The organism is Halobacillus sp. AWM4_238, from assembly GCF_056158265.1.
On the sequence record NZ_JBSWSY010000002.1, the window covers coordinates 3464360 to 3489697 of the forward strand.

Sequence of the window (25338 nt, forward strand, 5' to 3'; positions counted from 1 at the left end):
GTGTACCGTTTCGTCGTCTGGATTTTGACTGGATTTTTCAGATTCAAGGTTGAAATTATAGAAGCCTCTCATTAGTTCACTAAACTTTTGAGAGGCTTTTTAATGTGAATATTGGCTTTGCTTATTATACTGTTAAATATCAAGAATATGTGAGGGTTGTGCAAACCGTCAATACACTGCCTCTAGTCAATAAAAATGTGTTAAAAGTTCACTAGGCACATAAACATACCCAATATCTATATCATTTGTATATTGATTATAACTTCACAATTGTTTTGGGAATAGCCCCTATCCCGAAAGGTAATTGAAAATCTTGAACACATTTTTTCTTTCCCATACGACACCAAAAGGCAAAATGCTCACAGTTATTAAACAGAATGTTATAACCTTTCTCTCCTAACCTATGTTCTGCTCTTTTAACTGTCATATAGGGCGAGAATAAAGAATCCTTGTGCTTACTTTGTTCAACATTAACAACGTATATATAACGTTCTCCTTTAAGAAAATATTCCAGACTGGATTCAATAATTGTATTGTTTCTTATATCACTCGGGCTTGAAAAGTGAATAACTCTATGACCTCCTTTGTAAATACCATAATGAATAATTCCTTTGGATCTTCGGACTGCTATTATTTGTCCTCTAACTAGATATACACTACCGATGACAAACCTAGCTTTCCCTGGATTGAAGGGCATTTTTTTAACGCGAATGCTCTCAGTGATATGATCACTCATCTTATTCCAGAAAGGGCTCTTACTCTTTTTAAAGAATCCCATGAAAAGCACATCCTCTACAAAATATTTGAACATTAATAACTAATACTATATTACCACTTTTAGGAATTTAGTAAAAAATCATTACTATGAGATTAGATTATCTATGGTAATGAGAGGTAGAAAAATTAAATTTCACTTCATCTCAGTCCGTTAAATTGAAGCAGGAAAAAAACTCCTTTTGTAGAAATTGTTTAATAAGTAACTGCAATTCTATATATCTTATTGTGTTTTAGTTTTCGGAAAGGGGAAAGCGACTTGGAGCCTAATAATGTATTCGAATGGTTTTCTTTCCTAGCAATTCCGCCGTTTATTAGTGCATTACTAACAACTTGGCTAGGGAAAATTTATGCTGGTAAAGTTTTAGAAAAAGATAAAAGGCGTTACCAAGAAGAAATGGCGAAAATCACATCAGACTTCCAAAAACAATTGGAATCACATAAGGATCGATTAGAAAAAGCAAATATCTTATTTAATCGTTATTCTGAGCATCAGTTTGCTTTATACAATGAGTTATATAGTTCATTATACGACCTAAAAGTCGCAACTGAATTACTTTGGGCAAATGCTAGTTATAAAGAATTAACCCACTTTTCTAAACAATTACATGAAACAAGCAATATAATTGAGAGAAGAGCATTATTAATAGAAGATAGTCATTACGAGCGATTAAAAACTGTTATAGATATATTAAGTGAATACAAGATCGGCAAGATAAACTAATCCAAATAAAGGATAGAAAAGATAGAAATAGCATTAACCGTATTCATATACAAGAATTAATAAATAATAACCAGAATCATAAGGAAGAATATTTTAACTTGTTTAAAGATTTAAGGATTTTATTAAAAAAACAATTAATTTTTCATTCATGAATGGGGAGTTTGATTTTAGTGAAGGAATGTTTATTCAGGTGATTTTCACACCAAATAATGGCATGTAATATTCTTTTTTCATTTATGTTTGATCCAATAATAGATTTGTCCGATTTTATTTTTAAAGCAACTACACAAAAAAAGTAGAAATCATAAAAGAAACAGCATCAACCCTATGTTATTAAACACTTTGACATGGGAAGATAGGAGAATATATATGTCCACAACTAAAAATAAAATAAGATTGTACGGACAAATGTACACTGAGATTATCAGTAAAATGGTCCATATAAAGTACTACTATTATTCAACTAGTACTTATGTAGATATCATTTTTAATGACAGAAATATTAGTAAAGCTAATAAAGTTTATTGGGACGAAATTTTATTAAGGGCACACTTTACATCAGTAACAAGTATCATGCGTAATGAAAAGTGGCTTAATGGGATTATTTCGTCAATTGAAACTGAGAACTTTATATTATTCTCTTCATCTCTTCGAGGGTTCTTGGAATCAGTTACGGATAGTTATTATTCGCTACTTAACACCCCTTTCGACATAGCGTCTAATTTTAAAAATATAGAATTGGCCGTAAAGGGAGAATTAGATCAATTATTAACATCAGACAATTTAGAAGAAACATTAATTCACTTTCAACATGCATCTAAATCAGATCAAAGTGGGAGAACCTATAATAAACCGTTGTATGCAAGCAATTATATTAAGGTATTTGATAAATATGGAGAAACAGATACAAAAGCACTTTACATAAAACTTTGTGAAATTGTTCATCCAGCAGCAGATTCTGTTTCATGTTTTAGTAGATATGTAAGTAAATCAGATGATTTCCAATATTCAACAACTGATTCAAATCTTGATAGTGTTCATATTGACAATTTAATAAATCAGTTTGATGATGTAATTATGAATCTATTAAAGATATCTCTAAATGCCCCTGTACTAAGTCTTAAAGTGTTAGATCAATTTAATTATGATCTGGTGGGAGCTGGGTACATAAATTCATGCTTAATTAACAGGGTAATTTCTGATGAGGCTTGGAATAAAGTTTTAGGTATAATTGAAAAATCATTTGATTATTAACAATATTGCAAAGTCTTGCCTTCACATTTTACTTTTTTGGGACTTGTTTCAAATTCTGCAATATCGACTTCTTCTTAAATCAATTCCATTCAAATATGTAATTATAAGTAGACTAACGTTGAAACAATAGAGTTCTGCAATAGTCCACCTTGTACAATTATATCCACTCCAACAGCCTTCTAAGCTGTAGGTCGTTTTGTAGCTAGTTTGAGGCGGTACTTTCGACTGGATTTTTCTATAAAAAGTTTGAAACACACAAAAAAGTCTCTAGAAACTCTTCAAGTAATGTATAAATAGTTAGTAATTAAAGGACTACTTCCTAAATAAAGGAGGTAGTCCTTTTTGTTTTTAAAATTTGCATTTCAGGTTTTTAAGAAGTCTGTAAATGCTAGCCAACAGAAAAAATAGCAAATATTATTTAGATCTAAAGTCCCCATAGCCGAATGGTTTATACATTCAAGAAAACTAGGTGTGGAAAGGGACTAATGCACACCTCTTTTCCTATAGTTCTTTTATTAGTTTTTGTTCAAAGTAAAGAATGTATAACTTTTGACAATACTACAGCCCTTGATGATGTGGTATTGTACCTGTATGGAGACGAATATTTTACGACGAATTTTCTTTGGTGAACATCAACATTGGTAAGCCTTTAAGAACAAATATGGAGCTAAGATCCGGCCAATCGTGCAAAAGAAAGTGGAGAAGTTTCGAGATTGTGTAAATTTTTAAAAGGGTTTTAAGCTTTTAGTATATGAATAGATACACTAAACATACTGTAATACGAATTGAGGTGACCGAGTGGAGCGTACAGAGGACTTAATTGAGTTATGTTTATTAATTGGGAAGATCATGCTACAAAATGGGGCGGAAACCTATCGTGTGGAAGATACAATGACGCGGATTGCCCAATCTTTTGGACGGGATGAAGCACAAAGTTATGTAACACCTACTGGGATTGTGTTTACGATTAGCCCCGGTGCCCCTGCAAAATTAGTAAGAGTTTCAGAACGAGAGACAAATCTCGAAAAAGTAAATCTCGCGAATAATGTCTCTAGAAACATTACAAGTGGAGACATGTCTACTCACATAGCGTATAAAGAGCTTAGGAAAATTGAAACCAGTCCTACAGATTATTCCATGCTCATGCAAATCATCGCTGCCACGTTAGCGAGTGGTTTCTTTAGTCTCATGTTTCAGGGGAGTTGGCACGATTTCCTACCAGCCTGCGTAGCAGGAGGGCTAGGATTTATTGCATTAATTAACTTTATTCGATTATTTGAAATTAAATTTGTTGCTGAATTCATTGCTTCGTTGGTGATTGGTTTTACAGCCTTTTCCCTTTTTTCATTAGGTATTGGGAAGGAAGTTGATAAGGTAGTTGTTGGTTCTGTCATGCCGTTGGTCCCTGGCCTGCTCATCACCAACGCTGTAAGGGATTTGATGGCAGGTCATCTTATCTCAGGACTCGCCAAGGGGGCGGAGGCCTTTTTAACGGCTTTTGCAATTGGGGCAGGTATTGCCGTTATGTTTGCACTATTTTAGAGATCGTGAGGAATGACTATGTTGATTGAACATGCCATAGCAAGCTTTTTTGCATCAGCTGCCTTTGGAATCATCTTTCAGGCGCCAAGAAATACGCTCATCAAATGTGGTCTCGTCGGCATGATTGGTTGGGTCATTTACATATCCTTAGTATGGGGAGAAGTCGACAGTGTCCCAGCTACACTCATCGCCTCCTTTGTTATTGCCATGGTCAGCCAGATACTGGCAAGGATATACAAATCGCCTATGATTATATTTAACGTACCAGGGATTATTCCTCTCGTACCAGGAGGTCTCGCGTATGATGCCATGCGAAGCTTTGTGCAAAATGACTACAGCGTCGCTATCTCCATTGCAGCGAAAGCTTTTATGATATCTGGTGCTATTGCATTTGGGCTCGTGTTCTCGGAAGTGCTTAACCAGATTATAAAAAAGATGAGACAAACAAAAGCGCAATTGAGGTAATGGGTGAGCCTCACTTGCGCTTTTGTTTGTCTTTATAAGTCCACATGGATTATGACTGGATACAGTTCATAAAGTATTTAAAGTTATTATATTTTATAAATTAACTTTGCTATGGAAACCATAGTATAATTAGGTTTTGTAGGTCTTATTATTGTCCTATTAAATAGCTGAGTGAATGGGCGGCATGATGTAATTACATCATCCCCTATCCTAAAAAAGATGGCGAGCCTTTGCTCGTCATCTTTTTTTGTGTTTATTACGCTTTAACACCACATTGTTTTAGCGAATTTGGAGTAGTCATTTTTATTTCATAATTATAATGCCCTCTCTAAATAATGTATCTAAAATTCCAATAACCCTGTGAACTTTTCTGTATCTTATATCAAATATATTAACTTCTATAAAAGGGGAATGAAACGAATGAGTGGAATGAATAGATTATAGAAAGCTTTACAGTCATATAGATTATTAGGAGGGATCAATATGGATAAAATGATCAGTAATGCGATTCCCGTATCTACGGATCATGAAAAAGTAAAAGAAATCATCCAACAAGCGAAGAAAAATAAAACAGCGATTGATAAGGATCAACAGGTGTACTTTGATGAAAGTAAAAACAATCAAACGAAACAAGATTATTATGCGTCTGTTGATTTTTCGGATTCTGCCAACAGAACGGCAATAGAAAAGGTTATGGAATTAATCCAGTCGACACATAACAACTATTTGTCCTATGACCCGAGCTCATATGTTTACCCTTGGGTAGACCTGCGACCAGATGGCAGGCTGCAGAGCATCTATTCAGGAGAGATAAGAGAGCCGGAGGATGTCATACGGGAAGATTATACTGCTTCCAAAAAGCGTGAACAAAAGATAAGAGCAAACAAAGAGGGGGAGAATCTGATGAAAGTAATGGCAGAGGCAGTGACCGCTTTTAAATACAATTGTGAACATGCCGTTCCTCAATCCTGGTATGACGCACGAGAGCCTATGCGGGGGGACCTGCATCATTTATTTACGTGTGAACCTCTTTGTAATTCAATTAGAAGTAATTATCCTTATCATGACTTTCATGATTATCCAGCTGAACAAGAAGCTGGGGTTCTTCGGATCGAAGATCAATGCGGGAAAGCAGAGGACAATTTATTTGAACCGGAATACGCAAAAGGCACGGTGGCTCGTGCAATGCTTTATTTTTTGCTGAGATATCCGGATAGTATGGAAACGAATCATAGAGAAAAAGTAAATGTAGATCTTATGCTAGAGTGGCATAGGAATGAACCGCCGGAAGTCTATGAGCTTCACAGGAATCAGGCGATTTTTGAGCTTCAGGGAAATCGTAACCCGTTTATTGATTATCCTGTGGAGATGGGTGAGTTATTCAGTAATAAACAAATATAACAATCATTCTGTATATCGTTCCATGCCTGTCATGATTATGTCATGGCCTACCTTATTCAAATCAAAGTTGGACTCTCGAGAAAAGAGAGACCAACTTTTTTTATTTCATCTATTCATTCATCCATTCTCAATGGATATTTTCACCCCACGTTTACTTACAACCGCTCTTATTTTCAGTGAGAGTGACATAATAAAATGAAAGATATTCCCATCTGTTAAAATCAAATCCTTACTTTTAAGTTTTAACCATAAACAAGATGGGGAAAAACTACTCCAGAAAAACAACTAAGAAATGACAGGGTGGTTTTATGGCAAAAAGAGCGGAAATACCAACAATATCAATCATCGGTTTGTTGGCATTAATGATTATTTTCGGGTGGTTTCGGTACGGATACGGGTTGTTGTTCAGTGAATTCAAGAAAGCATTCGGTCTTTCTACTTCCATGTTAGGGGTCATTTCCAGTCTTACGTTTGTCACCTTTTTAGCCGGGGCGTTAATCGTTGTCCTATTTGTGGCAAGGTTCGGGTCACGGCATGTCATTATGGCAGGAATTATGACCGCTTCGACGGGTTTGTTGATTGCCTCTCTTACGGGGAGCTGGATTGTTTTTGCGGCCGCCTGTTTGCTTGCAGGATTCAGCCCTGGTCTGACATGGTCTTCTTTTTCCCAAAGTGTTCACGAGCACCTGCCTGAAAACATTCAGAAGCGGACGCTTGCCATTATCAGTACGGGTTCGACGGTAGGCTTGATTTTAATCTCTATCATCTATTTGTTTCTGGACGGAAATTGGAGGTTGATTTGGGGTGGTGGTGCTGTCGCGGGATACCTCATTTATTGGTGGGCGTATAAGACGGTACCGTATCAAAAAGAGAATTCAAGTGTGAAGCGGATCAGGATTGCGGATCTTCAACCGTTGTTCACGAAATATACGAAGCCGTTCTATGCCGCGTCTTTCTTGTTTGGCTTCACAGAGTCTACTTATTGGACGTATTCGGCGGACTTTGTGCAGGATAATTTTTCAATCGCCAATTCCAATGCGATTTTCTTCTTGATCACAGGTGTAGGAGGTCTTGCCGGATTGTTAGGTGGAGAACTTATAAGTAGATGGGGGATGAGGTGGAGTTTTACAGTGACGATTGTTCTTTATTCCCTCAGCATGTCCGTCCTTTACTTATCTCAAGGATGGCTGCTTGTATGCTTCTCAGGATTGACGTTTGGAATCTCCTTCATGTTATACGCCGCGTATCTGCCGATTTGGAGTTCGAAAGTCTTTCCGAAGTTCCCAGCCCAAGGGTTCAGCATCTGTATTATCGTATTGAATATTGGAGCCATTCTCGGACCGGCGGTGTTTGGTTGGATTTTGGCTTATTCCACTTACAGTTTGATTTTTCTGTTGTTAGGGATCATCGGCTTATTGAAATTGTTTGCTTTGCCGGTGTTGCGGAATGAATTTTAATAAAGAAATCAATGTGCCGGTATCATGAAAAAAAGTTCTGTTCTCGATATTCTTGAGAGCGGAACTTTTTTTATCTGTTCCTGTCCATTTCACCTACTTCCCGGTTCGCAAAAGTGTTCATGAGATGGGTTACCTTCAGGATGTTTCACTTGAGGAGGAATTGCGAATAGGAGAAAAAGAAAGGTAAGAATAAAATCAATGCCTGATTATCGGCTGCAAAAAAACTTATTTTTTCTATAATAAAGAAGTAGCCTACCTTTGAAAAGTAGTAAAGGGGTGTTCAGATGATAACGGATCGTAAGAAAAAGGAATTCTATCAAGCATTACTTGAGAGAAACACTGAATATGAAGGATCTTTCTTTGTAGGAGTTAAGAGTACTGGAGTGTTTTGCCGGCCTACATGCCCCGCAAGAAAACCTAAGTTTGAGAACTGTGAATTTTTCTTTACTCCTCAAGAAGCGCTTCTAGCCTCGTTTCGTCCTTGTAAGCGATGCACTCCTCTATCTCACCCCCATCAAGTCTCTGAACTTGTTCAAAAACTTGTGCAGGCGGTGGAGGAAAACCCGGAGAAAAAATGGCGGGAAAAAGATTTCCGCGAGCTGTCTGTCGACGAATCAACGGCCCGGCGTCATTTTAAAAAACGTTTCGGTATGACGTTTGTGCAGTATGCGCGGGCAAGAAGAATGGGACTTGCTATGAAAGAAATTAGATCAGGTAAGGCTGTGATTGATGCACAGCTGCATACAGGTTATGAATCCAGCAGTGGATTTAGGGATGCTTTTTCTCGAATTATGGGAGATCCCCCTTCGTCCATTCAAGAGAATCGCATACTCAAAGCATCTTGGTTAGATACAAGAATGGGGCCAATGATTGCAATTGCAGATGAAACCTGCCTTTATCTTCTCGAATTTGTGGATCGCCGTGGTCTGGAAAGAGAGGTTGAGATTCTCAGGAATAAAACCAAGGCAGCAATCATACCAGGGAAGACCGAACCCATCCAATCTATAGAACGAGAGTTGAAACGATATTTCAATGGAGAATTAACCGAATTTAAAACACCAATAAAATGGATAGGAACCCCTTTTCAAAAAATGGTATGGGAGAAGTTGAAAGAGATTCCTTTTGGAGATACCCGTACTTACTCTGAAATTGCTTACGAAATTGGAAAGCCCACGGCTACACGTGCGGTTGCACGAGCAAACGGAGCCAATCAGATTGCGCTCGTGGTTCCTTGTCATCGGGTGATTCGTAGCGACGGTACATTAGGTGGATATGGTGGAGGATTGGCAAGAAAGAAAAGGCTTATCGATATAGAGAGCAAAGGAAAATAACCTAATGAATGGAATAGAATAGCAAAAGAATTGGTGAATGCATTTGTGACGGTGGGAGTGGAGGAGTTATACCAGATTACCTAACCTCTTGAAAAGATGACGAGCAATGGCTCGTCATCTTTTTTGTATGTTGTATGCTCTGTGTTTGCCTCGATCACTCTAATAATGGGGTTTTGTTCCTTTTCATTTATCGCCATTTCTCGTCATTTATCAACAATAATATTGGGGTAATCGCTTCGTTCTTCTCTGTTATTAATCATCATTATAAAAGGTCACAGATCGGAAACAATTTCGACACAGAGTGGACAAATTATCCTGCGCCATTCTACTTAAAAAAGGAATAAAGTAGAAGTATAGATGAATGTGAAAAGTTGAACAAAGGAAAAGTTTAGGGGGGAGAAGAATGACAGAGTTGATGTTAGCGAGGCTGCAGTTTGGGGCAACGACGATTTTTCACTTCTTGTTCGTGCCACTTTCGATTGGCCTTGTGTTTATGGTGGCACTGATGGAGACGTTCTATGTTGTGAAGGGGCAGGAAATCTACAAACGGATGGCCAAGTTTTGGGGGCACTTATTTCTTATTAACTTTGCGGTTGGTGTGGTGACCGGTATTATTCAAGAATTCCAGTTTGGGATGAACTGGTCAGAGTATTCCAGATTCGTAGGGGACGTGTTCGGGGCACCGCTTGCGATTGAAGCCTTGTTGGCTTTCTTTATGGAATCAACGTTTATTGGACTTTGGATCTTCGGGTGGGACCGTTTGAGCAAAAAAGTTCACCTGCTCTGTATTTGGTTGGTGTCTTTAGGCACCGTGCTGTCTGCTTTATGGATTTTGGCAGCGAACTCTTTCATGCAGGAGCCTGTCGGATTTGTGATGAACAACGGTCGTGCGGAGATGAACGATTTCTTCGCGTTGTTGAAAAATCCACAATTATTAGTAGAATTCCCGCATGTGATTTTCGGTGCGTTGGCAACAGGAGCCTTTTTCATTGGCGGAGTAAGCGCGTACAAGCTGCTTCGCAAGCAGGAAATTGAGTTTTTCAGACGTTCCTTCCATATGGCGATGGTGATCGCAATCATTGCCGGAATCGGGATTGCGTTCAGCGGTCATGAACAGGCGCAACACTTGATGGAATCGCAACCGATGAAAATGGCGGCAAGTGAAGCACTTTGGGAAGACAGTGGGGATCCAGCCGGATGGAACTTGTTTGCTCAGATTGATACAGACAATCAGAAGAACACGTTTGAAATGACGATTCCTTATGCACTCAGTTATCTCACCTACGAAGAATTCTCAGGTAGTGTACCAGGGATGCTGACGCTGCAGGAAGAATATGAAGAGAAATATGGCGAAGGCAACTACATACCACCAGTGAAAACGACGTTTTGGAGCTTCCGCATTATGACCGGTGCCGGGCTGATCATGATACTCGCAGCGAGTGCGGCGCTTTGGTACAGCTTCAGAGAGCAATTGATGGAAAAGCGATACTTCCTGAAATTCATGGTGGCGTTGATCTCCTTCCCGTTCATCGCTAATACTGCGGGCTGGATCATGACGGAGATTGGGCGGCAGCCTTGGACGGTATTCGGGTTGATGACGACATCCGCTTCCGTGTCACCAAACGTGTCCGTCGGATCTCTATTATTCTCGTTTATCGCATTTACGCTTGCTTATACAGCACTGGCGATCGTGCTTGTGTACTTATTTGTAAGAGAAATCAAGAAAGGAACGGAGCATCATGAGGGAGAGGAAGAGCGTCATGAATCGGTGGATCCGTTTGAAAGGGAGGCGTATCAATCATGGAGTTGAGCGAACTTTGGTTTTTACTCGTTGCGGTTTTGTTCGTCGGGTTTTTCTTCTTGGAAGGGTTTGACTTTGGCGTCGGAATGGCGTCACGTTTTCTTGGCCGTAATGACTTAGAGCGCCGGATGATGATCAATACGATCGGTCCTTTTTGGGACGCGAATGAAGTGTGGTTGCTCACAGGTGGCGGTGCGATTTTCGCAGCCTTCCCGCATTGGTACGCCACGATGTTCAGCGGATACTATATTCCATTCGTTTTTGTTTTGCTCGCGTTAATCGGGCGTGGTGTTGCCTTTGAATTCAGAGGCAAGGTAGAGTCGCTGAAATGGACGCGTACGTGGGACTGGGTGATTTTGTTCGGAAGCCTTCTGCCGCCTTTCTTGTTCGGCGTTCTGTTTACGAGTTTATTACGCGGCATGCCGATCGACGGTACGATGACACTACGAGCTGGATTCACAGACTATGTCAATCTGTACACGGTTACAGGTGGGGTAACGGTTACACTGCTCTGCTTCCTGCACGGCCTTGTCTTCCTGACGCTCCGTACTGTCGGAGACCTTCGCGTTCGTGCCCGTCATCTGGCCCAGCGCCTCATTTATATGGTCCTTGTGATGTTAATTATTTTTGTCGGTATGTCCTATATGGAAACCGATTTGCTTACGTACCGCCCGGTAGTGACGGTACCGATGCTTGGGTTAGTGGTCATCAGTTACGTGGTCGCTGTTCTAGCATTGAACCGTAAACGCGAGGGATTGAGCTTTGTGATGAGTGGTCTTGGCATCATGCTGACCGTGGCAACCATCTTCTCAGCCCTGTTTCCACGCGTCATGGTCAGCTCTATGGGGAGTGCTTTCGACTTGACCGTCTACAATGCGGCATCAGGCGATTATTCGTTAAAAGTCATGACGATCGTAGCGGTCACGCTTTTACCTTTTGTTCTTGGTTATCAAATATGGAGCTACTACGTCTTTCGTAAGCGGGTAGACGGAAAGGATATGGTGTACTAATGGGCAGAGACCTCCTCACATACGATGGCATCAAACAAATTCTCAGCTTTTTAATTGGCTTTACAGTGATTCAAGCTGTGGCCATCGTCGCGCAGGCCGTGCTGCTTGCCGAGGTGGTCACCCATTTGTTCCAAGGAAGACCGCTCGATGAAGTGTACATGGAAATGGCTGGCTTCGGATGTTTCTTCTTACTCAGGCACGCCCTGCATCACGTCAAGCAGCGTGCGGCTTACCGGTATTCTGAAAAAATCGGAGCGGGTCTGCGCAGGCGTGTGCTGAAGAAATTGTTCCAGATTGGTCCGCGTGTTTCGAAAAAAATCGGTACTGGCAACATCGTGACGCTCATCATCGAAGGGGTGACCCAGTTCAAGCAGTATCTGCTGCTGTTTTTACCAAAAATGGCGGACATGATTGTCATACCAGCGCTGGTGGCCGTGTATGTGCTGTCTCAGGACCTTACATCCGCTCTCATTATCATTGCCGCGGTTCCAATACTTGTTATGTTTATGATTCTTCTCGGGTGGGCTGCCCAGAAAAAAGCGGATCGACAGTGGGGCATGTACCGTGTGCTGTCCAATCACTTCGTGGATACTCTCAGGGGATTGGAAACTCTTAAATATCTCGGGTTGAGCCGGTCTCATTCCAAACAGATCGAAGGTGTGAGCGAACGGTACCGGACGTCAACGATTGGGACGTTGAAAATGGCGTTTCTCTCTTCTTTCGCGATGGACTTCTTTACGATGTTGAGTGTGGCAACCGTTGCGGTATTCCTTGGCTTGCGGCTTGTTGAAGGAGACATGATGCTGCAGCCGGCGCTAGCGATTTTAATCCTGGCTCCGGAATACTTTTTACCGATTCGAAGCATCGGTTCAGACTATCATGCCACATTGAATGGTCAGGAAGCTGGGAAAAAACTTCGAGAGATTGCTGAGATGCCGGCCTTTGAAGCGGAAGCAAAACGTCCTGTTGAGGCATGGAGAGCGGACAGCTGCTTACGTCTGGAACGGGTGAGCCTTCAGTACGAGGAAGGGGAGGCGCATGCTTTAGAGAATGTCCAGTTAAACGTAAAAGGGTTCCAAAAAATTGGCATTGTCGGGGAGAGTGGAGCCGGTAAATCCACGCTGATCGACTACATCGGCGGCTTTTTACAAGCTTCAAAGGGCTTTGCTGACATCGACGGAGAAACGTACACACACTTGCAGCGGGACGATTGGCAGAAGCAGGTGAGCTACATTCCACAGCATCCCCATCTAGTGGAAGGCAGTCTTTATGAGAATATCATCTTCTATCGTCCTGAAGCGACGAAAGAAGAAGCGCAGTGGGCGGCCGCACGGGCGGGACTGTTCGATCTGCTTCGAGAACTTCCGAAAGGACTGGATGAGCGGATTGGAGAAGGAGGGCGGCGTCTGAGCGGAGGAGAAGCCCAGCGAGTCGCATTGGCCCGAGCATTTCTCGTACAGCGTCCGGTTCTCCTGCTCGATGAGCCGACAGCTCATCTGGATGTTGAAACAGAGTATCACATTAAAGGTAAAATGAATGATCTGTTTCGGGGAAAGCTGGTCTTTCTTGCCACACACCGTCTCCATTGGATGCTCGACATGGACTATATATATTTTATAAAAGATGGAAGGATTGCAGAAGCAGGTACGCATGATCAGTTGATGAACAAGAAAGGCCACTACTATCACATGGTGCAGTCTCAGAGGAGGGGCGAATATGCATAGTTGGATCATCCCGTATATGAAAGAAAATCGAAGACTTTTGGTTGTAGCGGTCGGGCTGGGGGTTCTGACGGTTTTTTCAGCCGCCTTCCTTATGTTTATGTCCGGCTACTTGATTTCCAAAGCTGCGACAAGACCGGAGAACCTGTTGATGGTGTATGTGCCGATTGTGGCCGTCCGAACGTTCGGGATCGGCCGGGCTGTCTTGCGCTACTTGGAGCGGCTGGTCGGTCATGATGTCGTTCTTCGAATCCTTGCGCGCATGCGCCTGCAGGTGTACGAATCCGTTGAACCGAACGTCCTGTCTGCAAATTTTAAAATGAAAATCGGTGATATGCTCGGAATTTTGGCAGACGACGTCGAACGTCTGCAGGACATTTATTTGAAAACCGTGTTTCCCGCGCTTGTAGGATTATCCCTGTATTTGATAAGCATAATTGCGTTAGGATTTTATTCTGTTCCATTCGCGCTCTTGATGGCGGTTTATGCAGGAGTGCTCGTCTTTCTATTTCCTTTCATCAGCCTGCTTGTCTCCAAAATGAAACGTGTGAAAATGAAAGGTGGGCGCCATCAGTTGTATGAAACACTGACGGATGCAGTGATGGGGATGGCAGATTGGCAGTTCAGCGGTCGACAATCAGAATTCGTGGAAACCTATGAAAAAGAAGAAGCGGCCATTCAGAAACTTGACCGTCAGCATCAGCGCTTTACCCGCTGGAGGAATACGATGGCACAGCTTGTTATCCTTTTGATGGTCGTTTCGATGCTCGGCTGGACCGCAGGGATGACGTCGGAGGGGAACTTTTCCTATACGTTGATTGCAGCGTTTGTTCTCGTACTATTTCCGTTAACTGAGACGTTTCTGCCCTTATCGGATTCCATCGGTGAGCTGCCGTCTTATCAAGATTCCTTGCGTCGTTTGAGCGCGTTGTCTGATGAAAAACAACACCATACACGCAGGAGAGAATTGGACGGCGCGGAGTCGATTGTTCTTAAGGTTGAGCATTTGTCCTATCAGTACGAAACAAAACAAACGATACAGGATCTCTCCTTTTCCATCCAGCCAGGCGAAAAAATCGCTCTGCTCGGCCCGAGTGGGTCAGGTAAATCGACGTTACTAAAATTGATTCAAGGTGGATTGAAGCCAGCGCAAGGATCTGTCACGTTGAATGGAATACCTGCCCACGAGATTGCGAATATGTCAGAGAGCATTGCCGTTTTAAATCAGCAGCCGCACATTTTCGATACGACGATTCGCAATAATATTCGTCTTGGTTGTTTGGAGGCGAGCGATGAAGAAGTCGAGTGGGCGGCTCAACAAGTCCAGCTGCACGACTACATTATGAGTCTTCCGGAAGGCTATGACACCAACTTGCAGGAGACAGGGGCGCGTTTCTCCGGAGGCCAACGCCAAAGAATTGCACTCGCACGTATTCTGCTGCAGGATGCTCCGGTTGTCCTATTGGATGAGCCGACGATCGGTTTGGACCCTGTCACAGAGCGCGAATTGATCACGACCATTTTTCATGTGCTGGAAGGAAAGACGGTGCTATGGATTACACACCATTTGGCGTTAGTGCATAAGACGGACCGTGTGTTGTTTTTAGAAAAAGGCCGGCTTGTGTTGGAAGGGCCGCACGAGAGACTGCTTTATCAGAGTGAACGCTATACACACCTTTATGAGTTGGATCATCCGTTTGAACGAACATCAAAACAGGCGATTAGTTAGGAGGAAGAAGAATGAAAACATTGATTGTGTATGCAACGAAACATGGGAGCACGGAGAAAGCTGTTCAGTTGTTGGCGAATCAATTGGAAGGGGAGATAGAGACGATCAAAGTCGGAGAAGCCTGGGACGTGGAGATCCATGAATATGACCGAATCATCCTCGGGGGACCGATTTATAATGGGCAGCTTTCCATGGAGCTCACCTCCTATGCTTCTTGTCATATGAACACGCTGATGGAAAAACAATTGGGTCTGTTCATTCTTGCTGCGGCAGAAGATATCTTCACCCTGCAGCGTGAGCTGGAAGAGGCGTTTTCTCCACAGCTTTATGCGTATGCTTCTGCAAAAGAGGTCTTCGGTTATGAGCTTCATTTGGATCAGATGAGTGCTTTGGAAAAAGTCATCCTCGAAGCAAATGGCATCTCCCGGAATGCCTCCAGGTTGTCTCTATCAGGAATCGAGAACTTTGCTGAGACATTGAACAATAAAATGAAAATTTGTCAGTGAAGAAAACTAGAAAAGGAGGAGGGAGATGGGAATAGAAAGAAGTGGAATGTTGGGTGGATCATCTATGAATTCTTTTTTGCGAATGTTCTTGATTGTCATCGGGAGTATATCGCTCGGACTTGGGGTGCTGGGCATTGTTTTACCACTGGTGCCGACGACTCCCTTCCTACTGTTGACGGCAGCCTGTTACGTGCGCAGTTCTGATCGATTATATAACTGGTTGATGACGAATAAATGGTTTGGATCCTATATCCGAAATTATAAAGCAGGCCGAGGCATTCCGGTCAAAGCGAAAATTTCAGTGCTGATCATGATTTGGTCCTCGTTCTTGTTTTCAGCCTTTTACATCGCGTCGAACCTTTTGTTGAAAGCTGGATTCATCTTCGGAGCGTGCTTTTTCACAGTCGTGATTTATTTAACAAAAACGTATAAACCTAGCGAAGGAGAGATGTAACCACTGGTTATGTCTCTTTTTTAGGTGAAGAAGGGACGCTGAACCTGCGGGCTTGTGCGAGTAGGCTTTCTCTTTTTGTTCGTTACTCCCACAATTTATGAAAGTGCCAGCCCCGGCAATGATACAGTGGGGCTGGCACTTTCAAATCGATACCCTTTGAGGCAGCTAATTGAATTTGGAAAGAATCTGGAGTCCTTATCTCTTTGTTAAACTCTTTACTTACCTAACATTTGGGATACGACAAAATTGGTTTGTAGTAATCCTGTCGGGTCTGCTTCCGTTTTATACTTTGTGAAATTCGAAGCCCACTGTGAGGTCCTCATTCTAAGTGGGAGTTGCTCTGCCTTTAATTGTCCCAGGATTTCATCAGCGATTTCTTCAGGTGTTTGATAAACACCTTCTTCCCGATCTGTTCTTTGTCCCAAGTAATCATTCAATACTTGTTCAAAATCATCGTTCGGAAATCCTCCAGCCTTCTCGATATCAGAGAGAACGGTATTCGCAAATTCAGAAGAAATACCACCCGGTTCTACAATCATAAACTCGACTCCGAAATAAGGGGTCACATATGTGGCAAGACTTTCATAATAACCTTCGATCGCAAACTTTGAAGCGCAGTAAATTTCATTCAATGGCTGGCCGATCAATCCCCCGACTGAAGAGATCGATATAATTCTTCCCTGCTGCTTTTCTCTCATGTAGGGAAGGACAGCTTTGGTGCAGCGGATTTGGCCGAATGTATTGATATCAAACACGTTTTTATACTCTTCCTCTGTGGATTGCTCTGTCGTTTTGATATATCCTACACCAGCGTTATTAATGAAAAGATCGATTTTGCCCTCTTTATCGATAATCGTCTGTATGGCATGATCGATAGAATCCTGTGATTGAACATCTAGTTGAAGCAACTCAATATTCAGACCTGAATTTTGTAAGTTTTTGATAGGGGCTCCTTTTTCAAGGTTTCTCATAGTCGCGTATACTTTCCAACCAGCTTTGGCTAAAGCTTCACTCAATCCTAAACCAAGTCCTGTTGAAGTTCCGGTAACTACAGCAATATTACTTTTCATCATTTACCATCCTTTTTTTTGTTATTTGTTAAAGTTAAGAGTAAGTCCCCTCTAAATTGAAAGAAGATCGAACCTCCAATGCCATATTTTTTCTTTCCTTGAGGGTTGATAATTTAGACTATAAAGGTTAAAGTGCACTTTAACGCAAGGGGAATAGATCAATAATTTTTAGAGAGGTCGGATGACATGTATACCATGAAGCAAGTGACTCAAAAAACAGGGTTATCAGCACCAACACTACGATATTATGAAAAAGAAAATATTCTTCCACCTATTGAGAGGGATGAAAATGGATTAAGGGTCTACAATGATGTGAGTTTGAAATCTATATATTTTATAAAAGCTTTAAGATCTACAGATATGCCAATCAGGGAAATAAAAGAATATGTAAAGTTATATGAAGGGGGAGAAGAGACCGTCCAATCAAGGAAGTGGTTGTTAGAGAATCATAAAGCTAAAGTAGAAGATAATTTGAAAGCTCAAGCTAATTATCTGGAAAGAATTAATGAAAAACTAAAGTTGTATGACGAATATGTAAGAAAATCTGATAGCTGTAATCATTAATTTCTTCTGCCGGATAACCTCCCTCGCTTATAAGAATTTCAGGATGAACCCTTTTACGTGGATCATGCGTTTGATTTTGAAAGCGTAGCTAAGGGTATGTGGGAATCCAATAAGAAAAAAATACCGTCCCCTATCCAAACGTACGGTGGGTCTGAATGAAGGTATGATCACCTTTAACTCTCTGGAGTTAAGCATCCATTTTTCCTTAATTGTGCAAGTATGACTCTCACGAATCTCCCCCTAATCGGAATCAAAAAAAGGCCTGAGCAATACTTACGCTAAGGCCATTTCTAATAATCTCCATTCGTACATTTACTCACCTATTTGTCTCCTTTCTTATTTATAAAGCTTTTCATAGATCGATTGGACGACGACTAAGTCAAAAATTGCAGCACCAACAGACTTATAAATAATCGTTTTTTCTTCTAAATCTTGGACTGGATTACGTTGGGTGATCATTTTTTCCAGATCCCAGGAGTCTTCTAAATCTGACCGTATTTTCCCGGCTTGGATCATATCTCCGGATTCATGCAAAGCGGATGTTGCATCTACAAATACTTCATCCGCCATTCTCAACACTTGATCTGAGATTTCCTGCATGGAAGGACGAAATGAGCCGACCCCTACAATGAGTTTGCCTTTCCAATCCGAATCATGTAGTTCAGGTAAGACAGGGGTGGAAGAGGTCGTGGTCGTTACGATGATGTCTGATTGTTTCACTAATTCTTCTACAGAGGAAACCGTAAAAGTGATTTCAGGAAATTGGTTCTCTGCTTTAGCTTTGAACTGATGAGCTTTCTCTTCTGTCCGATTAAAAATATGTACGTTCTTAATAGCTCTAGCAGCAAGGGCCGACTCCAAATGACTCCATCCTTGTGTCCCGGTGCCGATGATCCCTAGATTTTCAGCGTCTTCTTTAGCTAGGTATTTCATCCCAAGTCCTCCCAACGCACCGGTACGCAAGGCCGTGATGGCAATGGCATCGCACATGAAAAGAGGTTCCATCGTTTTCCGGTCATTCAAGATCATCAAACCGTGGATTGTATCCTTCCCGGTCCTTGTGTTTTCAGGAGCAACACCTACAAGTTTGGTTGCGTAATAATCTCCATAAAACGCTGGCATAAGCAAAGCCGTATTTTCCCCATCCTCAATGTGCATACGTTCGGGGGATATGAATTCGCTTTCTTTTGTGGTGTAAAAAGATTCAATACTGTCCATGGTTTCTTTCATGGAAAAATTATTGGTGATGATTTCTTTTGGAATAACTTGCATGACAACCCCTCCTTTATGATGTATTAAAAAGATTAACAAACTTTTCTGAAAAAGTGAAAGGGGTCAATCTTATATTGTTTTTTTATGGTGCTTTACGATTGCAATGTTTATCTGTAATACCTGCCAAGGACATAGGAAAGAATAGGGAGAGTGAATGGGATCTGTAATTCGTTCGTCCCCTTATTTAATATTCATTTACAAATATACCAACGAAGGACCTTTTTTTCTTTATCATCCTTCATCTTATTTTCATAGACGCTTAATAGACGACCCCTAGCATGAAGGGTGAATCTATTGCAAAGGGAGATGGAAAGATGATGATCCAAGCGAATGGAAAAAAGTTAAGCGTGTTTCTTTTCTCGTTGATGGTCATGATGGTGTTGTTTAGCTTCTCGACGATTGAAGCGAGTGCAGAAGATGATGAGGATGATGATCAACAAAAGGTTCAAGTTGTTGCGCACCGTGGTGCTGCAGGTTATGCTCCTGAAAATACGCTGGCTGCTTTTGAAAAAGCTGTGGAAATGAAGTCGGATTACATTGAACTGGATGTGCAAATGAGCAAGGATGGAGAACTGGTCGTTATTCATGACACGACCGTGGACCGTACCACAGATGGAACGGGAATAGTAGGGGAGCTTACATATGACGAGCTTCGCACGCTCGATTCAGGAAGCTGGTTTGCGCAAAAATATGCAGGCGAGCATATTCCTACCCTTGGGGAAGTATTGGATGAGTTTCGCGGGAAGACGAAGTTTTTGATCGAGTTGAAATCACCATCTCTTTACCCGGGGATTGAGGAAAAAGTGGCTGAATCTTTAGAAGCGAGAAACATGGACGAACCAGAAAATGAATCCGTCATTGTCCAGTCCTTTGACTTTGAATCAATGAAGACTTTTCATCGTTTAAAAGATGAAGTACCGATTGGTGTGCTGACATGGAAATCTGAAGACATGACACAGGAAGCTTTAGAAGGTTTTGAGGAATATGCGGACTATGTCAATCCAAGTAAGAGCAAAGTGAATCGTGAACTGGTCAACCAAATTCACGAGCTGGACATGGGCATTATGTCTTGGACTGTTCGTGCACAAGGAGATGTCCAACCGTTGTTGGACAGCGGTGTAGACGGGATCATTACAGACTATCCAGACTATGTCCCTCATCAAACGAAACGTGAAAAAGATGACGATTAAGTGAGTGGTGGGGAATCAAGGTCTTCCTTATATTTACCCTTTTGGCTAGTTTAACTGCCAATCAAAAGAGTCTACGTCCTTGTAAAGGATGTAGGCTCTATTTGTTTTGTTCATCATTCTTAAAGAGGAAATTGAAGGTGAACTCGATCTACGTAAAAATCGTAATTCACACATTCTTAATGTTGTGTTTATGTGGTATTAACAAATGGTGATTACTCTGTAATTGTAAACAAACAACATAAAACAAAATAAACCAACATTGAGGAGGAACAATTCATGATCATGAAAAAGAAGTTGGGGATGACAGTCCGTGCCGTGGTTCTTGGGACAAGTATATTGGGATTAGCCGCTTGTGGTAGTAATGGTAGTGATTCAGCAGTGTCTAAAGAAATAGATGCTCATTCATTAACTCTTGAACAAATTGAAGAAAAAGCCAAAGAAGAGGGTGCCGTAAATAGTGTGGGTATGCCGGATTCTTGGGCGAACTGGGAAGAAACGTGGGCAGAAGTCACTGAAAAGTATGACATTGACCATGCAGATACCAATATGTCAAGTGCAGAAGAAATAGCAAAAATGGAAGCAGAAAAAGACAATGCAACGGCTGATATTGGTGATGTTGGTGTTTCTTTTGGTCCTGTAGCAGAAGAAAAAGGACTTACCATTCCATATAAAACATCCTATTGGGATGAGGTTCCTGATTGGGCTAAAGACGACAATGGAGATTGGATTGTAGGCTATCAAGGTACCATAGCGGTCATTGCAAACAAAGATACCGTCAAAGACATTCCGAAAACTTGGGCTGATTTATTAGAAGGTGATTACAAAGTCGCTGTAGGAGATGTACAACGTGCCACGCAAGCCCAGATGTCAGTGTTAGCTGCAGCGATCGCACAGGGTGGGGACGAAAAAAATATTCAACCAGGGCTTGATTATTTCGCAGAATTAGCGAAACAAGGTCGTCTCACTCTAAATAACCCGAACGTTGCCATGCTGGAAAATGGTGAAGTAGAGGTTGCGTTATTGTGGGATTTCAACGCTTTAGGCTATGCAGATCAGATTGATCGTGATCAGTTTGATGTCCGTATTTTAGAAGAAGGCTCGGTTGTTAGTGGTTATGCAACGATTATCAACAAATATGGGAAGCATCCCCATGCAGCTATGGCAACTCGTGAATATATCTTAAGTGATGAAGGACAAATTAATTTAGCAAAAGGTTATGCTCGTCCAATTCGTGACAATTTGGACCTGCCAAAAGAAGTGGAAGAAAAGATGGTACCGAGTGAACAGTACCAAAACGCGCAGCCTATTGATGATTATGACGCGTGGGAAAAAACAGCAGAAGAATTACCGCAGAAATGGCAGGAAGAGGTGCTTGTCCATGTCAAATAAAGTCATTGCGATTGTCGTAGATGGGATGCGTTTTGATAAAGGAACCGAGTGTTTAGGTTACGTACAGCATCTTGTTGAAACGAACCATGCTGCGTTATATAAAGTGAAATCTGAACTGCCTAGTTTGTCCCGACCACTTTATGAAGTGTTATTAACGGGCACTCCAGCATCCCGTAATAAAATTACAAGCAATCATACGGTTCGATTATCAAAAGAGAAGAGTTTGTTCCATTTAACAAAGGAGCAAGGGTTAACCAATGGGGCTGCCGCTTACTATTGGGTGAGTGAATTATACAATCGCGCTCCGTTTAACTTTATAGAGGATCGTCACCAAGCAGATGAGTTTAAACCTCTTCAATACGGTACGTTTTATTGGGATGATACCTATCCTGATACACACCTAATGATGGATGCGGAGTCGTTAAGGCTTCGGTACAACCCCGATTTTCTCTATATCCACCCGATGGGAGCAGATGATATTGGGGAAAAGTTTGGGTCTGAATCGAAGGAGTACCGTGAGCAATTATTAGCTATGGGGAGTTTACTTGCAGAGCTATTGCCGGTATGGATGGAGGAAGGATACCACATCTTGATTACCTCAGATCATGGGATGAGTGAAACAGGAAACCATGGAGGTACGACACCAGGCGAACGAGAAGTACCGTTGTTCGTCATAAGTCCAGACGTTGAACCAGGTGTATATGAAGAAGTTGTTCCTCAACTTGCATTTGCGCCACTCGTCTGTAATTTGTTAGAAATAGAACCTTCTGAAGCTATGAGCTCTTTTCGGATTCCAGGGTTAAAAAAATAAGGCTGCCTTACATTCAGGCAACCTAGAACAAAATATTCCTCTATTTACTATATTGTAATGGAATCGATCCTACTCACTTAGTATGATCGATTCTATTCATTAAAGCCGTTTTTGGACGTACAAAAGGAGTGAAATCCAATTGCCGAGGTTAAAAAAGCAAAAAATTTACCTGCTCATGGCATTAATTCCGTTTCTCATCGTCGTCATTGGTTTTGAATTTGGACCTTTGCTGGCCATGTTAAAAAATAGTTTTTATGCGGATGACGGTAAAACGGTTTCGATTATTCAGTACATGACTGTTTTCAAAAGTAAGTTTTATCTTCAAGGCATTCAAAATAGTATTTTAATCGCCTTGTTATCAGCGAGTGTATCGATCATTGTTGCATCCATATCCGCCTATTCCTTTACACGATTTTCAGGAAAAGTGCAGGATCGACTCCTTATGATTTCTAATATGACATCAAATTTTGAGGGGATTCCGTTATCCATTTCCTACATGATTTTATTGGGGAATAATGGTTTGTTCACACTCCTTTTTGCCAAATTAGGCTGGGATGTCTTTGCAGAGTTTAATTTGTATTCATGGACAGGCTTGATTATCGTATATATCTATTTTCAGATTCCTCTTGCTATCATGCTGCTATACCCCTCATATCAAGGTGTGAAAAAGCAGTGGAAAGAAGCAGCCTCTCTCTTAGGAGCCACAAAGGTAAGTTTCTGGCTGCGGATTGGTGTTCCTGTTTTACTACCAAGCATTGTTGGAACATTTAGTATTTTATTTGCCAATGCCATGGGGGCTTATGCCACCGCCTATGCATTAGTGGGAAGTAATTATAACTTACTATCCCTGCAAATTGCATCGCTGGTTGCAAGTGATGTCGCCTTAAAGCCTCAATTAGGTAGCGCTCTAGGTGTATTACTAGCTGCAACGATGTTAGGAGCCATGTGGTTTAACGAACGAATGATGCGTGTAATGAGGAGGGAATTGAAATGAAGTCTTCTAAAGCCTTCCATAAATGGTTCATTACGGCGCTGGTCATTTATTTGGTTACCCCTCTAATTGGAACGCTGCTATTTTCATTGGCAGGAAAATGGGATCATACGATCTTACCAGAGTCGATCACATTGAAATGGTATGCTGAGCTATTCCAAAGTGTACGCTTCTTTGAAGCATTACAAAGGACCCTCTTTCTGATTGTGATGTCGGTGGGATTGAGTATCTTCATTATGGTACCGACCATTTTCATTGTCGTTGTGTATTTCAGTAGATGGGAGCGGTTGTTACAATCCATCGCTATGCTTCCTTACGGGATTCCCCCCATTGTTGGAGCCGTAGGTTTAATTAAGCTGTATTCGAATGGTCCACTGGCCATATCAGGAACACCCTGGATTTTGATTGGAGCTTATTTTGTGATCATTATGCCATTTATGTATCAGGGGATTCGGAATAGTATGCGCTCCATTCATGCAGTAGAACTCGTACAGGCAGCAGAATTGTTAGGAGCTTCGAAGGCAAAAGCTTTTCAAAAAGTCATTTTTCCAAACATTATCTCGGGCATTATGGTATCGACGTTACTTTCAATCGCTCTTTTATTTAGTGAATTTGCCTTTGCGAATTTGTTAGTCGGTGGTCAGTTTGAAACATTACAAATCTATTTGTATCAAAAATTAGAGCAGAGCGGTCATGTTACAAGTGCGATCGTTATCACTTATTACATGTTTATTCTTATATTAACAGCGCTCATATTAAAGCTTAGAAATAAATCCAATCCATCTGTAATGGATGTATAAAGCAAAATAACATTAGACGAAGGTGAGTGGGTGAGGACGAATGAGCTATGTGAAAATTGATCAGATGTCAAAAACCTATGAACATACGCCCGTTTTAAAAAATATTTCGTTAACATTGGAAAAAGGGGAACTTATTACCTTACTTGGACAAAGTGGATGTGGGAAAAGTACATTGCTTCGTTCTATTGCAGGTTTGGTTGACGTTGATGAAGGTCTTATAGCGATTGATGGTCAGGATGTTACACATGTTGACCCCCGCAAACGAAAAATAGGCATGGTGTTTCAATCCTATGCCCTATTCCCAAACATGACCGTATTTGAAAATGTTGCATTTGGGTTGAAAATGAAAAAAGAAACGGACATCACTTCTAAAGTCCAAGAAATGATACAGATGGTAAATTTAACAGGAAAAGAGAAATCCTTTCCTCACGAGCTTTCTGGTGGTCAGCAGCAACGCGTGGCATTGGCGAGAAGTCTTGTGATGAAACCGAAAGTTCTTCTGTTGGATGAACCCTTAAGTGCTTTGGATGCGAAGATTCGAAAAAGTTTACAAAAAGAATTAAAACGAATTCAAAAAGAATTAAATATGACGACGATCTTTGTCACCCACGATCAAGAAGAAGCGATGAGCATGTCGGATACGATCTATATTATGAACAGAGGTCAGATTGAACAGTCAGGAACACCTTCAGAGATCTATACAAAACCGGCGAATTCCTTTGTAGCTCAATTTATCGGAAATTATAATGTTTTTAAGATGAAGGAGTTCCATCAGATGGTGCAGAATTCCGAACTAAATGGTGAAGAAGTGGTGGTTCGCCCAGAAGTCATCGAATTGAACACGTTACATGAGCAAACAAATAGGTATGATGAGCATTGGGCAATGACAGGGACCATACAGGATGTTTCTATGTTAGGCAATGTTTTGCGTTATGAAGTAGAGACGCCATCGAATGTAACCGTCCGAGTCGATTCATTGCATCACAGTGGAAAATCCTACGAGGTAGGAACTCGCGTTCATATGTGGGTACCCAAGCGGGAGTGTATGGTTTTCAATTCATTATGTGCAGCGGAGGGATAAA

Annotated in this window: 23 protein-coding genes and 1 pseudogene; 21 read left to right on the top strand and 3 right to left on the bottom strand. The window is 41.4% G+C overall.

From position 1 onward, the window contains the following. Positions 1-256: 256 nt before the first annotated feature. Entirely contained in the window at positions 257-778 is a 522-nt protein-coding gene (locus ACXACN_RS17320; RefSeq protein WP_474966085.1) for a lecithin retinol acyltransferase family protein, read from the bottom strand. 255 nt (positions 779-1033) lie between these two features. On the opposite strand from ACXACN_RS17320, the gene ACXACN_RS17325 reads away from it, so the two are divergent. The 14 genes and pseudogenes from ACXACN_RS17325 (at position 1034) to ACXACN_RS17390 (ending at position 16169) form a co-directional block, all read left to right on the top strand. Continuing rightward, positions 1034-1498 (top strand): hypothetical protein, encoded by a 465-nt coding sequence (locus ACXACN_RS17325; protein WP_474966086.1) that lies wholly within the window; start codon positions 1034-1036, stop codon positions 1496-1498. 369 nt (positions 1499-1867) lie between these two features. Beyond that, positions 1868-2752: a hypothetical protein gene (locus tag ACXACN_RS17330; protein ID WP_474966087.1), complete on the top strand. Its 885-nt coding sequence runs from the start codon at positions 1868-1870 to the stop codon at positions 2750-2752. A 591-nt stretch (positions 2753-3343) separates the two neighbouring features. Next, positions 3344-3478, top strand: a pseudogene (locus tag ACXACN_RS17335) (IS91 family transposase); the annotation flags it as partial. Positions 3479-3550: 72 nt separating this feature from the next. After that, positions 3551-4294, top strand: coding sequence for a threonine/serine exporter family protein (locus tag ACXACN_RS17340; protein ID WP_474966089.1), 744 nt, complete (start codon positions 3551-3553; stop codon positions 4292-4294). 18 nt (positions 4295-4312) lie between these two features. Beyond that, on the top strand, positions 4313-4759 hold the full coding sequence (locus ACXACN_RS17345) for a threonine/serine exporter family protein (protein ID WP_474966090.1): 447 nt from the start codon (positions 4313-4315) through the stop codon (positions 4757-4759). A gap of 483 nt (positions 4760-5242) precedes the next feature. Next, the gene (locus tag ACXACN_RS17350) at positions 5243-6160 is read left to right on the top strand and encodes an endonuclease I family protein (protein ID WP_474966091.1); all 918 of its coding nucleotides are present in this window, start codon (positions 5243-5245) and stop codon (positions 6158-6160) included. Between the two features lie 308 nt (positions 6161-6468). Then, positions 6469-7617, top strand: coding sequence for an MFS transporter (locus tag ACXACN_RS17355; RefSeq protein WP_474966093.1), 1149 nt, complete (start codon positions 6469-6471; stop codon positions 7615-7617). A gap of 284 nt (positions 7618-7901) precedes the next feature. Beyond that, positions 7902-8948: a bifunctional transcriptional activator/DNA repair enzyme AdaA gene (locus ACXACN_RS17360; RefSeq protein ID WP_474966094.1), complete on the top strand. Its 1047-nt coding sequence runs from the start codon at positions 7902-7904 to the stop codon at positions 8946-8948. A gap of 403 nt (positions 8949-9351) precedes the next feature. Further along, a complete protein-coding gene (locus tag ACXACN_RS17365; protein WP_474966095.1) occupies positions 9352-10758 on the top strand; it encodes a cytochrome ubiquinol oxidase subunit I in 1407 nt (468 codons plus the stop codon). Then, positions 10749-11759, top strand: a complete 1011-nt coding sequence (cydB, locus tag ACXACN_RS17370) for a cytochrome d ubiquinol oxidase subunit II (protein WP_474966097.1) — start codon at positions 10749-10751, stop codon at positions 11757-11759. The genes ACXACN_RS17365 and cydB overlap by 10 nt, the downstream gene beginning before the upstream one ends. Then, on the top strand, positions 11759-13483 hold the full coding sequence (gene cydD / locus ACXACN_RS17375; protein ID WP_474966098.1) for a thiol reductant ABC exporter subunit CydD: 1725 nt from the start codon (positions 11759-11761) through the stop codon (positions 13481-13483). The genes cydB and cydD overlap by 1 nt, the downstream gene beginning before the upstream one ends. Beyond that, a complete protein-coding gene (cydC, locus tag ACXACN_RS17380; RefSeq protein ID WP_474966100.1) occupies positions 13476-15209 on the top strand; it encodes a thiol reductant ABC exporter subunit CydC in 1734 nt (577 codons plus the stop codon). The genes cydD and cydC overlap by 8 nt, the downstream gene beginning before the upstream one ends. Before the next feature lie 11 nt (positions 15210-15220). Then, entirely contained in the window at positions 15221-15715 is a 495-nt protein-coding gene (locus ACXACN_RS17385; protein ID WP_474966102.1) for a flavodoxin domain-containing protein, read from the top strand. Positions 15716-15779: 64 nt separating this feature from the next. Further along, on the top strand, positions 15780-16169 hold the full coding sequence (locus ACXACN_RS17390) for a YbaN family protein (protein ID WP_474966903.1): 390 nt from the start codon (positions 15780-15782) through the stop codon (positions 16167-16169). Between the two features lie 215 nt (positions 16170-16384). On the opposite strand, the gene ACXACN_RS17395 is transcribed toward ACXACN_RS17390, so the two are convergent. Then, complete coding sequence (locus ACXACN_RS17395; protein ID WP_474966104.1) at positions 16385-17239, bottom strand: SDR family oxidoreductase; 855 nt, start codon at positions 17237-17239, stop codon at positions 16385-16387. 186 nt (positions 17240-17425) lie between these two features. Between ACXACN_RS17395 and ACXACN_RS17400 the strand changes: the two genes are divergently transcribed. Further along, positions 17426-17803: a MerR family transcriptional regulator gene (locus ACXACN_RS17400; protein ID WP_474966106.1), complete on the top strand. Its 378-nt coding sequence runs from the start codon at positions 17426-17428 to the stop codon at positions 17801-17803. 336 nt (positions 17804-18139) lie between these two features. Here ACXACN_RS17400 and ACXACN_RS17405 read toward each other — a convergent pair whose 3' ends face one another. Continuing rightward, positions 18140-19075 carry an ornithine cyclodeaminase family protein gene (locus ACXACN_RS17405; RefSeq protein ID WP_474966108.1) on the bottom strand — a complete coding sequence of 312 codons (936 nt, stop codon included), beginning with the start codon at positions 19073-19075 and terminating at the stop codon, positions 18140-18142. A 314-nt stretch (positions 19076-19389) separates the two neighbouring features. On the opposite strand from ACXACN_RS17405, the gene ACXACN_RS17410 reads away from it, so the two are divergent. From ACXACN_RS17410 to ACXACN_RS17435, 6 genes are all read left to right on the top strand, one after another. After that, on the top strand, positions 19390-20265 hold the full coding sequence (locus tag ACXACN_RS17410; protein WP_474966109.1) for a glycerophosphodiester phosphodiesterase: 876 nt from the start codon (positions 19390-19392) through the stop codon (positions 20263-20265). Positions 20266-20541: 276 nt separating this feature from the next. After that, the gene (locus ACXACN_RS17415; RefSeq protein ID WP_474966110.1) at positions 20542-21654 is read left to right on the top strand and encodes an ABC transporter substrate-binding protein; all 1113 of its coding nucleotides are present in this window, start codon (positions 20542-20544) and stop codon (positions 21652-21654) included. After that, positions 21644-22465, top strand: a complete 822-nt coding sequence (locus ACXACN_RS17420) for an alkaline phosphatase family protein (RefSeq protein ID WP_474966112.1) — start codon at positions 21644-21646, stop codon at positions 22463-22465. Before ACXACN_RS17415 ends, ACXACN_RS17420 begins: the two co-directional genes overlap by 11 nt. Before the next feature lie 139 nt (positions 22466-22604). Further along, positions 22605-23459, top strand: a complete 855-nt coding sequence (locus tag ACXACN_RS17425; RefSeq protein WP_474966114.1) for an ABC transporter permease — start codon at positions 22605-22607, stop codon at positions 23457-23459. Further along, positions 23456-24256: an ABC transporter permease gene (locus ACXACN_RS17430; protein ID WP_474966115.1), complete on the top strand. Its 801-nt coding sequence runs from the start codon at positions 23456-23458 to the stop codon at positions 24254-24256. Before ACXACN_RS17425 ends, ACXACN_RS17430 begins: the two co-directional genes overlap by 4 nt. A gap of 40 nt (positions 24257-24296) precedes the next feature. Beyond that, entirely contained in the window at positions 24297-25337 is a 1041-nt protein-coding gene (locus ACXACN_RS17435; RefSeq protein WP_474966117.1) for an ABC transporter ATP-binding protein, read from the top strand. Position 25338: the final 1 nt, after the last annotated feature.